Origin of the sequence: Atopobium fossor DSM 15642 (assembly GCF_000483125.1) — a bacterium.
GTDB classification, from domain to species: Bacteria; Actinomycetota; Coriobacteriia; order Coriobacteriales; family Atopobiaceae; genus Atopobium; species Atopobium fossor.
This window is the reverse complement of record NZ_KI519553.1, coordinates 876,861-891,446: the sequence shown is the minus strand read 5'-3', so window position 1 is coordinate 891,446 and position 14,586 is coordinate 876,861. Positions and strand designations below refer to the sequence as shown.

The following is a 14,586-nucleotide window of genomic DNA, read 5'->3' as shown; positions in this document are numbered from 1 at the left end:
GGAACAAGGCGTATATGACACACAAAGCTGACATCGTAGTCCTGCCTCTTTCTGGAGATTTAGACGTAGTATCTACGCCTCGGGCACGCACAACCATCGACAACCTGATTGAGGGTGGCTGTAAACGCATCATCATTAACATGTCGGATGTGGCATACGTGGATTCTGCAGGTATGGCCATGCTGTTTTATGAGATGCGCCGGATGAGAAGAGCAGGTGGCTTGATTTCGCTCGAATCTGTTTCGGATAGTGTCTACCGCGCGTTGTGTATTGCCTGTGTTGTAGATGTTATTCCAGTGTCTTTAGCTGGCAAAAAGGTTACGGTGCCCGTTCTAGATGCTTCTGTGCACCCCGTATGGCAAAGTTCCATGATTGTATACCCTAACAAGCTTTCTGAAGCTCGTAAGTGGGCTGCAAGCATGTTAGAGCGTGTAAGTCTTTCCGGTGATGACATCTTTGACATGACATTGGCAGCTGGTGAGGCGTTGGGTAATGCTATTGATCATTCTCACTGTAATGATGATTGTATTTATCTTACGCTGGCTACATATCCAGATCGTGTAGTGGTTGAAGTAAGCGACTGTGGTTGTGGATATGCTCTGGCAGATAGCGAAGATGCGGTATCAGAGACTGGTAGTGAAGAACGTGGTCGTGGCATTAAGCTTATGCGTATGCTTGTAGACTCTGTATCCATTCAAAAAAAGCAAAGTGGTAGCGGTACGGTTGTGCACATGGAAAAATTACTTAAGTACTGCGAGCTTCCACGCGTTTAATAATTTGTTTTGATTGTATATTGACAAAGTTTTTGTCTACTTTTTATAGTTAGCTATAACTAACTAATACTATAAGGAGTAGATATGTCTCTTAAAAATATAATTACTGCAGCAGTATTTGCAGTTATTGGTTTTATTGTAATGCTGGGTGCTGGCATGGCTGTGACTGTGTTTGGCACTATTGGTGCGTTTTACCTCAATGTATCTTTTGCAACCATCTTGGGCGCTCCCATTTATGTAGTGCTTCTTAAGAAAGTTCCCGCTCATGGCGTTGCAGGTATCTTTTATCTTGTGCCAGGAATTGTTTATTTATTGATGGGTCTAGCTCCTATGACGGTGGTGTATATAGGTGCTGCCATCCTATCCGAGCTTATCTTGCTTGGTGAGGGCATACATGACAATAAACGTATAGGCATATCTTTTATTGTGTCAACACTGTTTGAGTCTTTGCACGGCATGTTTTTTGTTTTGTATTATGGTGCTGCTGGCTTAGTCAATCAGTTCCCAGCTATGTTTACAGCAGAGTTGGCTCAGATTACTGCTAACTTCTACTTCAATCCGCTTAACGTGCTTATCGTAATTGCCATTCAGATTGTTGCTTCTTTGCTTGGTGTGGCTTTGGCGTTCTTTATCGATACAAAGTATTTCTCGGGTAAGCGCCTACAAAGTGCTCTAGACGAGCAAGTACCGAGTGAGTAGTACAACGTAGCTCGTGATGATACATAATATGAGGACGATATCAGTTCGCTTGAATCCGTTTACGCTTGCAGCCATTGTTGTGGTGCAGTCGTTTATGATTCCGCTGCTGGGTAGCTGGGGATTTGCAGGATGTTTGCTCTTATCGGTAGTACTTTTGCTATGGCAAGCGCCTGCGCGCGTACCTCACTTGCTTGTGGTGGTAGGCCTTTGCACACTGCTGTTTGTGGTACTTATGGGGTTGTCACACGCAAGTATGATGTTTCACTCCATTATGGGCATGCTGGTTATTATGTTTCGCATGTTGCCTATGTTAGTAATAGCGCAAATACTAACAACATACAGCGCATCTGAACTGTTGAGTGCCTGTCGTAGCATGCGCTTGCCCCAGTGGCTTTGTGTGGGGTTAACGGTGTTTTGGTGCTATTTGTCGCAGATGCATGCGCGGATGGCTGCATTGCGGATGGCGCTTAAGATTCGTGGTCTAGCACGTTTGTTTACACATCCTTTGCGCTATTTTGAGCACCATATGGTACCGCTACTTTTTCAGTCTATTGACGTTTCCAACACAATGACCTGCTCAATTATTACTAAAGGCATTGAGTATCCCTGTGCTAAAACCAACTATCGAAACGTTCGTTTTAGGATGCGCGATTTTGCGTGCATAGCGTTTGCATACGCATCTATGGGGGTGTTGCTATGGCTGGGGTATTAACTGAGGCTTTTTCTGCTCAGGGTGCTTCTGAACCTCAGTTTGCTATTGAAGCTCATATTGACTCGTTTAAGTACACATCTACCGAGAAAAGCGATGCTGTTCAAGCGCCTATTCTCAATACAGCAGATTTAGCCTTACATGATGTGCATTTATGTATTAAGCGCGGAAGTTTGACGGTTTTAACAGGTCTTTCTGGTTGTGGTAAGACTACGCTGCTTAGGCTCATTTGTCGTTTATATCCAGATTTTTTTGAAGGCAGATTACAGGGTAATGTGCGCGTATTAGGTCGTGATACTCATGATTATGCACCAGGCGAAATGGCAGCCTGTTTAGGTCTGGTGTTCCAAGATCCGCGGAGTCAGTTTTTGTCTACTACCGTAGAAGATGAGATTGCTCTTACTGGGGAGAATCTGGGTATTGAGCGTGAAGAACTACAAAAGCGTGTAGAACAGATACTTGCATTTTTGGGTATTACTCATCTTAAAAATCGAAGTGTGTTGGAGCTGTCTGGCGGAGAGCGTCAAAAGGTAGCTATTGCATCGGTTTTAGTGTCTCAACCAGACGTTATTGTCATGGATGAACCTTCTGCGTCATTAGATTATGCATCTACGCTGCAGTTGGCACAGATGTTGGTCAAACTTAAACAAGCTGGTAAAACCATTATCGTGGCAGAGCATAGGTTGTTTTATCTTACACACATCCTTGACCAGTTAGTTGTTATGCAAGAGGGAACCGTTGAGGGTGTGTATGGGCCAGAGCAGTTACATCAAGATCTTGCACAGCGTCTTCATCTTCGCGCGTTTGACGAGAAAAGCCTCATAGCGCAGGTTGCTGCGCCAGCGACACCAATGCTGGCTACTCATGCACAAATGCAGATCGTAGCTCAAACCACACAATCTGTAGATGCTGTACCAGCTATAGGGGTTTCTCGAGAGTTTGTGCGGAGGCTTGATGTGTTTGTGCAGCATCATTTTTGGAAGCGCACGCAGCTCATGCAGGATGTTGGTTTTGATTTGTTGCAAAGTCAGGTTCTTGCGGTGGTTGGTTCTAATGGTGTGGGTAAGTCTACGCTGGCAAAACAGTTATGCGGCTTAATTCCGGCTAATACATCACTAGTTACGAGTTGGGGAAATAATGGGAGAACGCGTAATGCTGCAAGTTTTTATGTTATGCAAGAAGCAGCAAACCAAATATTTTTTGAATCGGTGGAGGAAGAGCTGCTCCAAGGCAGGCGTGACAAACGTAGCTGTGAGCGTGCTGCGTACTTACTCAAAAAGATAGATTTATGGGAGCAACGTCTTGAACACCCTCAAATGCTTTCTGGAGGAGAGCAGCAGCGCTTGGTAGTGGGAGCAGCGCTGATGGAGCCTCATAAGCTGATTGTATTTGATGAGCCTACAGCAGGCTTGGATTATAAACGCATGAGTTGTTTGGCAGAGCTTATTGCTGTATGTGCACAAACCAGTGCTGTTATGGTAATTACCCATGATACCGAACTCATTATGAAAGCATGCACGCATTGCTTGCTGTGTAGCGAGCATGATACACACATGGTAGCTGTATCTGGCAATGAACAGCGTATCCATGCGTTTATGGCGGGTGCTTGAACTGTAGCAATATAAGGCTTTCAAGAAGCTTGTCTTTGTTGGTGCAGATGCTATCCGTTGCGATACAAAGGACACGTTCATCCTAAAGAAGTAGTGCGGTAAAAAACAGCGACAGAGAGTTCTCTGTCGCTGTTTTGTAGATAAAAGGCTTAGTAGCTGCGTTAGGAGACGTGTTCCTTTAGTTAACCATGTGCTTAGCCAAAAACAACTTGCGCAATGAGCAGTAAGGCATTGAGTGCAACAGTTGCAATCAACAGCGGGGTAATAAATTTAAGCCAACGACTAAAGGGAACATCAACCATGGCAAGCGAGGCCAAAATCAGACCCGTTGGGGTTATGTAAGAAATAAGACCTTGACCATAATTGTATGCGGCGATAATGGCAGCGCGCGATACACCAACAGCGTCACCCAAAGGAGCCATGATGGGGATGGACAGCACTGCTAGGCCAGAAGAAGAGTTAATAAAGAAGCCCAAAACAATGTATACAAGCAGCATGACCACAATAAAGATCATGGGACTCATACCATTTACTACACCAGAGAAGTAGTTAAGAATAGTGTCGGAAATCAGACCGTTTTCCAAAAGAATGTTAACAGCACGTGCAACACCGCAAACCAATGCAACACTCATAAGATCTGCTGCGCCTTCAATAAAGGTGTCCATGAAGTTTTCCTCGGAAAGGCCACAGGTAAACGCAAGAATTGCAGCTGCTGCCAAGAAAACAGCAGTCATGTTATCAAACCACCATTGCTGAGCAACAATGCCCCAAACCAAAACAATAAAGGCACCAAGGAATACCAATAAAGAAAGCTTCATCCTGCCAGTAAACTCAAGGACTTCACCCTGGCCACCCCAGCGTTCTTCAATCTTGTCCTTCATGTCATAGCAAACAGACTGAGAAGGATCTTTACGTACTTTGTGGGCATACCACAATACATAGGCAATAGCCATGACAGAACCAATAACTAAGGCAATAAAACGCCAGTTCATCTGCTCGGCCATGTTAATACCAGCAGCCTTGGTGGCAACGCCAATAGCAAAGGGATTAAGGGTGGAATACATGGTGCCAACAGATGCGCCAACAAAAATTACGGCAATACAAGTCATTGCATCATAGCCTGCTACCAAAAAGACTGGCATCAAAATGGGATACAACGCAATAGTTTCTTCGCCTAAGCCAAAGGTAGTGCCACCCACAATCATAAGAAGAGACAAGACAATAATCAGAATAAATTCCTTGCCTTTGGTAAGACGGGAGAGGGCAAATACGGCGGCATTCAAAGCACCAATCTTGTTAAGAACACCAATGCAACCGCCCAAGATAAAGACAAACAAAATAATGTCAATGGTGTCGTAAACGCCCGAGATAGGGGCAAGTAAAAATTCAACTACACCCTGTGGACGTGCATCAAGTCTTTCGTAGGTATTAGGAATAGCTACAGGCTTTGAGATTGCTCCACTGGTATAGTCCTCAATTTTGCCCGAGATGCCCAGTTGAGTAAGGGTATCTTGCGTAGCAGCCATATCCTCGGTTGTCTCGTCAGGGTGTGTAATGACAAAAACATTGGCATCTTCGTTGTATTGCAGCTTGGAATAATTACCAGCTGGCACCACAAAAGTAAGAACCTGTGCAAAAATCATTACAATAAACAGCACGGTAATTGCAGTTGGGAAGTGGAGCTTAAACTTTTTGTGCTTAGGCTCTTCCGGAGAACTTTGTTCGGTAAGAGTGGCTTCGTCGGCCATTTTTTATTCCTTTCTCCAAAACGAAGCCGGCACGTTTTTTGTGCGTGTCAGCCACTAATAAAAACCTTTCGTAACAATTTGGAAATAATACTCGTGTTGCTTATTAACATATTTTTTTATTTGTGAACGGCCCCTAAAATTCCGTGAATAACAAAAACGGCTCAATAGTTGCATTGAGCCGTCATTTGATGTAAAAGAAATTTTGAACTGCTTTGGTTTTTGTGCAGAGTCCACCAAGAAGTCCTGCAGATATGTTGAGTTTATCGCTGAACAGCACCCTTCCATGCAAGCATTCCACCCTCTACATTAGTGACATCATAGCCCCGTATAGCCAAAAACTGTGCAGCTTTGCCAGAGCGACTGCCTGAGCGACAGACTAAGTAATAGGAGATTGCAGGATCGAGTTTGGTATAGCTTGTTTGTAAACCTGATAAGGGCATGTTTACAGCACCAGGAATATGTCCCAACTTGTATTCAAGAACTTCACGCACATCTATGACATTGATGATATCTTGGGGTAACTGAGCAAATGCTGCCATACTAATGGACTTCATCTAAGCTCCTTTGTGCATGCTATCAAGTGAATAAAAGTGTTGATGTTTTATAGTACTGGCTTATGAAAGCTTATCAAAAATGGCAGGTTATATAAAAATCGAGGCCGTTTCCTTTACAGGGCGTACCTCGATTTTGTGTTAGTACTGAGTTGCGGTGCCAGCTTTGTTGCTCTTTAGAACTCTGCCTTACTGATTCTTGCGACGAACAAGAACGCCAGAGCCAGCAATTGCTACACCCATGGCCATTACCATCAGAGGAATGGTAGTAGTGGCATCACCGGTTGCAGGCAGAGCAGCAGAAGCCTTAGTAGCCTTTGCCTGTGTTACTGCAGGCTTAGTGGCCTCAGGCTTGGTAGTATCGGGCTGAGTAACTTCAGGATTGGCAACGGTAAATTTAGCGCTTGCCATACCATCGTTGGAGATAATGTCGATGGTGTGCTCACCTAGAGCCAATGTCTTAATAAAGGCAGCAGAAAGTGTTACATCGGTGGAGCCTTCAACAGCGGTGTAGTTAGAAGGATCAATAACCTTGCCGTCTACGCGCACTTCTTTAAACAGTACAAAAGGAGCCTCGGATACAAATACGGCTTTCTCGCCCTTAATGACCTTGGGGGTTTCCTTCTCCATCTTATAGTTCATGAGATCAGCATCGTCATGACCATTGGTGGTAAAGGCCTTAATCAAGGCATTGCCAAACTCAAAGTACTCGTCATTACCAATGAGCGTGCCAATCTCCTTGGGGGTTACCCACTTGTAGCCGTTCTCGGTATAAATCTTTACATAGGTCTCGCCATCATTTGCAACAACTGTAGACCAGATGTAACCCATAGCACGACCCTTGGTTGCAGCATCGTTCTTGTCGGGGAACTGAGCCTTTTGCGACATGCCGGTCTCGAGGTTGAGGTAGGAGTTAATGGTGCCATCATCGTTTACACCAGTAATGTTTTGGACAATAGCAAAAATCTGACCCTTCTTGAGCTGCAATGCACGAGGAAGCTTAACGGTATGCATGCCAGCAATAGCGGCGTCATAGGTAAATTCCATGACAGCCTTACCATCATTGGTGGGGTCATTGTCCTTAAAGGCATCCATATTTTCGTATACGTATACCTTTACTGTGGCCTTGGAGTTAGGCTCGCCCGTGTGAACAGAAACTGCACGCAAGGTTTCGTCTTCATTGGCGGTAAATACGTTAGAGACTTCAGTGCCCTGATCGGCAGTGCGCAGCACAAAAGGAGACTGAGACTGGTTGATGAGGAAGTCATAGGAGTAGTTGTTATCGTAGTCAAAGCCATCCTTCTCCAAATCTACCGAGAAGAACGAAGGAGTGTTGATGGAGTGATCGTAGTAGGACAGCCAGAAATAACCAGTGTGCTCGCCCTTCTCGTTAACAATGCCCCATTTAGCTGCTTGAGCTGCAGCTGCATCATCTAAATTGAAGTTCTTCTTAAACCAGTCGGCAGAGTTCCAGCTGTTCTTTACCAGCCAAGCGCCTTTCTTAAGACCAGCAACGTTGTTCTTACCAGCCTGGAATTTCGCAGGATCGAAGTCATCATCCCAACCAACAATGGTGACTGCGTGGGTTATCTCCACATTGGTTGCATCGCAGTACTGTGCCCAGTGATCGCCGTTAAAGTAATCGGACTTAGCGGGCTGTCCAGGTCTATAGGTATCAGCACCGTAGCCAATCTGAACAGCACCATGCTTCACAAGTGCTTGCTTAATAAGCTTTGTAGTATCGGCCTCTGTGTTGTAGCCCTTCCATACCAGGTGATCGTTCTTATCGGGAACTAGGTTGTTGGGGTTAGGCAAGTAATATACGCCGTCTACATGTACGCCTGGTTGGCCTTCGGTAGGCTTGTTGTTTTGATCGGTGTACAAGCTCCAGTTATCATGCCATTTACGCATCTTGAGGAAGTTCTCAAAGGTCATATCAATGCCCTTAGGCCAGTAGGGCTGGGCCTTCTCGGTAGCAATTCCTTGCCATCCAGTAAAGAGTGTCTGAGCCATTGTTGCCCAACCACCACAGTCCATGCGATCGGGTGTTTCGTCAATAGGAAGAACGTCTACTTCGCCTTCGCCCTTCTGGCTACCGGAAGACTGCAGGTCATAGGCCATCCACGCAAGATACAACTCGGAGAGATCTACGCCATTATCTTCGAGATTGGAAAGAAGAGGATGAAGATGATCTTGTGGATTGTATGCCTGTGCAGCTGCACCACCCTGCGTTTTAAGAATGGCGGATTCAAGGGCGGAAATCGAAGCAAATGCCCAGCAGGTACCAAAAGGACTTTGGTTTTTAACAGGGGTTGTTTGCTTGATGTTGTTGAGGTAATAACGCGTAATGTTTGTGATATCCAGGTTGGTATCAATGGAATCAAGCCTGCGGGTTTGACCATTAACAAGCAGCTGGGTAGCACCAGTAATTTGAACGCCACCGTTATGAGAATCACCTAAGTCGCCGGTTTGGAGATCAAAGTCAAAAGGCTTAAAGTCGTGCATCCACTTAAGGTATGCCTTCCAGTCCTCTGCATCGGTTTTACCGTCACCATTAAAGTCAAAAATAATCTTGGTGCCGTAGGAGTTAGTGTTATCTACTACAGAATCAGATTTGGGAGTTGCGGGAGCGGCTACAGGGGTGGTATTTGTTACAGGTTGAGCAGGTGTTGTACTTGGTGCAGGCTGAGCAGAAGTGGGATTTGTGTCTGCATCGGATGATGGTGTTGTAGAAGCCGGATCGGCTGTGGTTGTAGTAGCAACAGGATCTGCTGCGGTAGTTACCGCCTCGGCCAGTATTTCGTCTGTTTTCTCGTCTTCATCATTAGCAAGGATAGTGGTCTCGGTTACTACGGAGTCAGCGTTGATGGCTACAGACTCGGTAGAAATTGCTTCTACTGCGTGAGCTGCCATAGGTGAAGAAAGCAGAATGGCCAAAGCTGCAGCAGCAATAGCATGTAGAGTGCGACGCTTAGACCAAGCGCGAATACTCGCTTTTGCATTAAGAACCTTAAGACGGTAACGATCGTTCATCGGGCCTCCTCAAAACAAGGATTGATAAAAACTCGTACTACCGATATGTAACACGGATGAAATAGCAAAAACTATGTATTTTGGTGAACGATGATAATTAAATCTAACATTGTTATTCCTCAAAATGAATAAACAAACATAATTCATCTTATTATATGAATAAAAATGAACTTTAGTGTATAAATTTTCAGCTATATAAAATTGTTAAACGGTTGTTATATAAAACAAACGGTGATGCTACAGCGTTGCAAGTAGTGCGTTGACTTCTTCTCGTGTGGCAAAATCTGCAGAAAATGCACTTGCAGAACCAGTACATACACCAGTACGAAAAGCAACCGTGGGATTTCCATTGCTCTCAAGCCAGCCAGCAACAAATCCCGCAACCATAGAGTCACCTGCGCCAACGGAATTAACTAAGGTTCCCTTAGGTGCGGGAGATTGAAATTGCTCGCCCTTCTCGGAAACAAATACAGCACCTTCTCCGGCCATAGAAATGAGTACGTTACGTGCACCTTTTTCTTGTAATTTTTTAGCATATGGGATGACCTCATCACGAGTTGTGAGTTCCACATTAAAGATGGCTCCCAGCTCATGATTGTTGGGCTTAATAAGGAAGGGGTGGTATTGCAGTACGTTAAGCAACAAATCAAGCTCTGCATCTACGATGATTTCTATGCCACGATTTGCTAGACGAGCCATAATTTGCTCATACATATCAGAGGGCAATACGCGAGGAACACTACCAGAAATAATAAGTATGTCTTTGGCAGTTAGCTGATCGAGTTGACTAAATAATTGCTGCAGCTCTGCGGCAGTAATATGAGGGCCTATGCCGTTAATCTCGGTTTCTTCGCTAGCCTTAACCTTAACATTAATGCGTGTCATACCTGTTTGCGTGTGGATGAATTGGGTCTTGCAGCCATGTGCAGCAACCAATTTTTCCAAAGCTTCTCCGGTAAAGCCAGCGGTAAATCCAAGAGCACAGGAAGTATGCCCCAGGTTACCCAGCACAATAGATACGTTAATACCCTTACCACCAGGCATAACATTTTCGTAGTGTACACGGTTAATTTCGCCAGGAATAAGCTTGTCTAGGCGAACAACGTAGTCCAGTGCAGGATTAAAAGTGACGGTGTAAATCATACTTACCAGCCTTATGTAGAAGCTGTCCTTATCGTGTCTATTATCCGCCATACACTTTCTTGGTGTAACCAGATGAACATATTTCGCAGTAAAACACTTCAGGCACAATAAATCACTTCGGGTACAATAAACCACAGACGATTTTTCAGATAGGAAAATCGAGTCCTATAACCGACGATAAAGAGACATAATGACACAAAAAATTTTGAGTTTTGGCATTCCATGCTTTAATTCGGCTGAGTATATGGATCGATGCATTACATCTATTTTGGAGGGTGCAAAGTACGCCGAAGATATTCAGATTATTATTGTGGACGATGGCTCTGTGCGTGATAACACAGCTCAGAAGGCAGATGAGTGGGAGCAGCGGTACCCCGAGCTTATTCGTGCTGTTCATCAACCTAATGGCGGTCATGGTATGGCCGTATTGGCTGGTTTGCAAGCAGCAGATGGCACGTTTTATAAAGTTGTAGATTCAGATGACTGGCTGGATAAAGATGCGCTGGCAGCTTTGTTGGACAAGCTGCGTCAGTCCGAGACAGATAACGAACATCTTGACCTCGTTATTTCTAACTATGTCTATGAGCACACTGCGGATAGTACGCGTAACTTTGTGTCATACCGTAGCATTTTGCCGGTAGATAAGATTTTTGCATGGAACGAGGTTGGACACTTTCATATGTGGCAAAACCTTCTTATGCATTCGCTATGTTATCGTACGGATGTTTTGCGTGCTAATGGTGGCACACCACTGCCTGCGCATACGTTTTATGTAGATAACATTTATGCTTTTGTGCCTCTACCTCGCTGTGAGCGTTTGTATTATCTAGATGTCGATTTGTATCGATATTTTATTGGCCGAGAAGATCAGTCAGTTAACGAGACGGTCATGGCCGGACGTATTGATCAGCAGGTGCGCGTGACACGCATTATGATGAAGTCTTATCATTTGTATAAGGATATTAAGTCTGTGAAGTTGCGCAGCTATATGGTCAATTATTTCATTATTATGATGGCGATTTGTTCGGTCTTTTCCAAACTGTCCGACCATGAGGATGCTATGGATGAGTTGGCAAAGCTGTGGAATGATTTGCGTGAATATGACTATCGTCTATATCGTCGTTGCCGGTGGGGCATTGTTGGTGTAGCTACAAATCTTCCTACTAAGCTGGGCACAAAGCTTACGATGGGTGGATATCGTATTGCTGGTAAAGTTGTAAAGTTTAACTAAAGATAAGGTTTTGCTGTGAGCTTTGGACAATTAGTAGGCAATATTGTATGGCTTATTTTGGGCGGTATTACCACTGCTATTGGCTGGTTACTTATTGGTGTGATATTTTGCTGCACAATAATAGGTATTCCTTTGGGAATACAAGCCTTTAAGATGGCGCGGTTGACCCTTATGCCCTTTGGATCCCAGATTGTTTGGAATGGATCGAGTGTAAGTATGCTAGCCAATGTTATTTGGTTTATCTGCGGTGGCTTTATAATGGCGCTGTACTACTTTATAGTAGGATTACTATATTGCCTGACCATTGTGGGCATTCCTTTTGGTATACAGCTTTTTAAGATGGCTCAGCTTTCTCTTGCTCCCTTTGGTGCTGAGGTTTTGTAATGGCAAAGCTTATCTCTTGGATAAAGCAACAAGGAGCGTTAACGCTCTTTTTATTTGTATATGTAGTGGGCATAGCGGTAAATGTAGTTGATGCTTTTAATGGTCAGATTTGGTTTGATGAGAGCTACTCTGTAGGTCTTGCTACCAAATCATTCTTTGATATTTGGCGTATTGGTGCTGCAGATGTGCATCCGGTTTTGTATTACTGGATGTTGCATCTTGTATATATGGTGTTTGGTAAAAGCATTCTTGCTATGCGTCTTTTCTCGCTTGTAGGAACCGCTGTTTTAGCACTGATGGGATGGACGCATATTCGCAAAGATTATGGCGCTGTCACTGCTGTCTTATTTTGTTTCTTTTCACTTATGAGCCCTTGGGGCATGCAAGAGTCAGTTGATATACGTATGTATTCTTGGGCGGCTGTATTTACTATGGTTGTGCTCATTTATACTGCGCGTATTTGTAAAGCATTGCTGGACAACAAGGCTACAATACGTATTCCTCACTCCTGGTGGTTTATTAACTTTGGTTTTGCCTTAGCTTCTGCGTACACACATTACTATGCAGCTATAGCTGCCTTTGCGTGCATGTTTGTATTGCTGATTACTATTGGTTATGTGCTGTCAAGAAAGGTAGAAGGAGCTTATAAGGCTTTGCGTAACTTTGTTGTGGGAGCCTTTGTGTGTGTGCTAGCTTATCTACCTTGGATTCATGCCATGATGTCACAGGTCAAAGGTGTTTCTCATGACTACTGGATTGAGTTTTACTTTCCGCAAACCATCTATGAATTCTTAGAGTTTCCGGTTCGAACGGTGGCCATTAACGGCATCGTTAATCACAATGATCCCACAGCTCTAGGACCTATTCCTCGGATAGCGTTTTATGCGCTGTTATTTTCCATTGTTCTGGCGGCAGTTGTGTATGGCGTTAGTTCAGTAAAGGGTTTTAAGCAACAGCGCGCTTGTAGTGTTGTTTCACAAGGTAATTGGTTTGTGGCCTGCCTTTCTGGTAAGTTGTGCATGCCTTTAATAATGTTATATAGCACTATTTTGTTATCCGCGGGTTTATCTGTTGCTATTCATCAATCCATTATGCAGGCGCGTTATCTGTCTTGCGTGGCAGGTGCAGCGTGTTTGGCACTCGCAGTGCTTTTTGCCAAGCTGATAGAATATGATACGGATAACATCGCAAGTGCTTCATCAAATGCTTTGCCCACTCACACAGGGCTTCTCGGCAAAAAGGTCTTGCTTGGTGTAGCCGTGGTTAGTTATACCCTTTTGGGCATTGTTAATCAGGTACAGATTTGCAATAGCAGTTATGACTGGTATAACTGGGCAGTTGTTGATTACTATCGTGATGTGGTGTATACCAAGGATGGAACACCAGTACCGGTGTATGCAGCTGGTAACATAGGAGACAACATTGTTGCTGCAGCTCCGCTATCTATATATGTACCCGAGGCTACCATTACCATTCCTACCGAAAAGCTTGCGTATGAAGCATATACGCCTTCGATTAAGCTGGTAGACAACGTAATTGCAGATGCTAAAACCAAACATGGTCGTATGATTTATGTTGCTAATGGTAATGATGACCACTATGCGCAAGAGTTTGCTCGTCAAACGGATGCGACTATTATTGAATCAAAAACGTTTTGGCGTCCTTACAAGTCAAACATGTGGACCATTTCTATTTTGGAGAGGTCGTAGCCTAATATGATTCGTTTATCTATTGTTGTTCCTTGTCATAACGAGGAGCAAACGGTAGAGCTGTTTTACACAGCTACGCAAGCCATTGCTACTGACGAGCTTGCAAAACGTGGAGTAGAGCTGCGCTACGTGTTTATAGATGACGGCTCGAGAGACCGTACCTTGGCTAAGCTACGAGCATTAGCAGCGGCACATACTGAGGTTTCCTATCTTTCTTTTTCTCGTAATTTTGGTAAAGAAGCAGCACTTTTAGCTGGTTTACAAGCTGCAGTACAATCTGGTGATCTAATTGCAGTTATGGATGTAGATTTGCAGGACCCACCTAACTTGTTGCCACATATGTGTGATTTAGCCCTCACGGGTGAGTATGATCGCATTGCAGTACGTCGTACGTCTCGTAAGGGTGAGCCACCCATTCGTTCATGGTTTGCTCGGCGTTTTTATGGGCTTATGTCTCGTTTGACAGATTTGGATTTACGTGATGGAGCGCGTGATTTTTCCATTATGACCAAGCGCTTTGTTGAGGCAGTTTTATCGTGTGGAGAGTACAACCGCTTTACTAAAGGTTTGTTTGGTTGGGTGGGCTATCCTACTACATGGGTTGAGTACACCAATGTAGGACGTGCGGCAGGAGAGACTAACTGGTCCTTTTGGTCTTTGGTACACTACGCCTTTGACGGCATTGTTGCTTACACCGTAAAGCCACTCGAAATGCTCATGGGTATTGGCGCTATGGCATCGTCTTTTGCGCTGCTTGCTCTTTTATTTGTTGTTATTCGCGCTGGATTGTATGGTGATCCCGTTTCGGGCTGGCCTTCCCTAATGGCTATTATCTTGTTGGCGACAGGTGTCATTACCTTTGGTTTGGGTATTATCGGATTCTATTTATCCAAAATTTACCTAGAGGTAAAAGGCCGACCTGTCTATTTGATAAAAGAGACCAGTAAGCAGGATTGGCAAAAGAATAATAAGCATTAGTATTTTGCCTTCATAAAA

The 14,586-nt window shown here is 44.3% G+C and carries 12 protein-coding genes; 8 read left to right on the top strand and 4 right to left on the bottom strand.

The window, feature by feature from the left end; all coding sequences use genetic code 11:
* The first annotated feature begins 14 nt into the window (after positions 1-14).
* The 4 genes from G469_RS0106925 to G469_RS08685 all read left to right on the top strand — a co-directional run bounded on the left by G469_RS0106925 (position 15) and on the right by G469_RS08685 (position 3,791).
* Positions 15-773, top strand: coding sequence for an anti-sigma factor antagonist (locus tag G469_RS0106925; RefSeq protein WP_028264429.1), 759 nt, complete (start codon positions 15-17; stop codon positions 771-773).
* Between the two features lie 84 nt (positions 774-857).
* Positions 858-1,472, top strand: a complete 615-nt coding sequence (locus tag G469_RS0106920) for an MptD family putative ECF transporter S component (RefSeq protein ID WP_028264428.1) — start codon at positions 858-860, stop codon at positions 1,470-1,472.
* A gap of 28 nt (positions 1,473-1,500) precedes the next feature.
* Positions 1,501-2,184: an energy-coupling factor transporter transmembrane component T family protein gene (locus tag G469_RS0106915; protein WP_169726184.1), complete on the top strand. Its 684-nt coding sequence runs from the start codon at positions 1,501-1,503 to the stop codon at positions 2,182-2,184.
* Positions 2,169-3,791, top strand: coding sequence for an ABC transporter ATP-binding protein (locus G469_RS08685; protein ID WP_084522335.1), 1,623 nt, complete (start codon positions 2,169-2,171; stop codon positions 3,789-3,791). Before G469_RS0106915 ends, G469_RS08685 begins: the two co-directional genes overlap by 16 nt.
* A gap of 194 nt (positions 3,792-3,985) precedes the next feature.
* Here G469_RS08685 and G469_RS0106905 read toward each other — a convergent pair whose 3' ends face one another.
* From G469_RS0106905 to pfkB, 4 genes are all read right to left on the bottom strand, one after another.
* On the bottom strand, positions 3,986-5,539 hold the full coding sequence (locus tag G469_RS0106905) for a YfcC family protein (RefSeq protein ID WP_028264426.1): 1,554 nt from the start codon (positions 5,537-5,539) through the stop codon (positions 3,986-3,988).
* A gap of 260 nt (positions 5,540-5,799) precedes the next feature.
* Positions 5,800-6,093, bottom strand: coding sequence for a rhodanese-like domain-containing protein (locus G469_RS0106900; RefSeq protein WP_028264425.1), 294 nt, complete (start codon positions 6,091-6,093; stop codon positions 5,800-5,802).
* A 186-nt stretch (positions 6,094-6,279) separates the two neighbouring features.
* On the bottom strand, positions 6,280-9,123 hold the full coding sequence (locus G469_RS0106895; RefSeq protein WP_028264424.1) for a lectin like domain-containing protein: 2,844 nt from the start codon (positions 9,121-9,123) through the stop codon (positions 6,280-6,282).
* Between the two features lie 237 nt (positions 9,124-9,360).
* Positions 9,361-10,317, bottom strand: a complete 957-nt coding sequence (gene pfkB, locus G469_RS0106890) for a 1-phosphofructokinase (RefSeq protein ID WP_245579132.1) — start codon at positions 10,315-10,317, stop codon at positions 9,361-9,363.
* A gap of 139 nt (positions 10,318-10,456) precedes the next feature.
* On the opposite strand from pfkB, the gene G469_RS0106885 reads away from it, so the two are divergent.
* Genes G469_RS0106885 through G469_RS0106870 form a run of 4 tightly spaced genes read left to right on the top strand, consistent with a single transcriptional unit; the run spans position 10,457 to position 14,568 of the window.
* Entirely contained in the window at positions 10,457-11,497 is a 1,041-nt protein-coding gene (locus G469_RS0106885; RefSeq protein ID WP_028264422.1) for a glycosyltransferase family 2 protein, read from the top strand.
* 15 nt (positions 11,498-11,512) lie between these two features.
* Complete coding sequence (locus G469_RS0106880; protein WP_028264421.1) at positions 11,513-11,881, top strand: YccF domain-containing protein; 369 nt, start codon at positions 11,513-11,515, stop codon at positions 11,879-11,881.
* On the top strand, positions 11,881-13,590 hold the full coding sequence (locus G469_RS0106875) for a glycosyltransferase family 39 protein (RefSeq protein WP_028264420.1): 1,710 nt from the start codon (positions 11,881-11,883) through the stop codon (positions 13,588-13,590). Before G469_RS0106880 ends, G469_RS0106875 begins: the two co-directional genes overlap by 1 nt.
* Positions 13,591-13,596: 6 nt before the next feature.
* Positions 13,597-14,568, top strand: a complete 972-nt coding sequence (locus tag G469_RS0106870; RefSeq protein ID WP_035425431.1) for a glycosyltransferase family 2 protein — start codon at positions 13,597-13,599, stop codon at positions 14,566-14,568.
* The last annotated feature ends 18 nt before the right edge of the window (positions 14,569-14,586 follow it).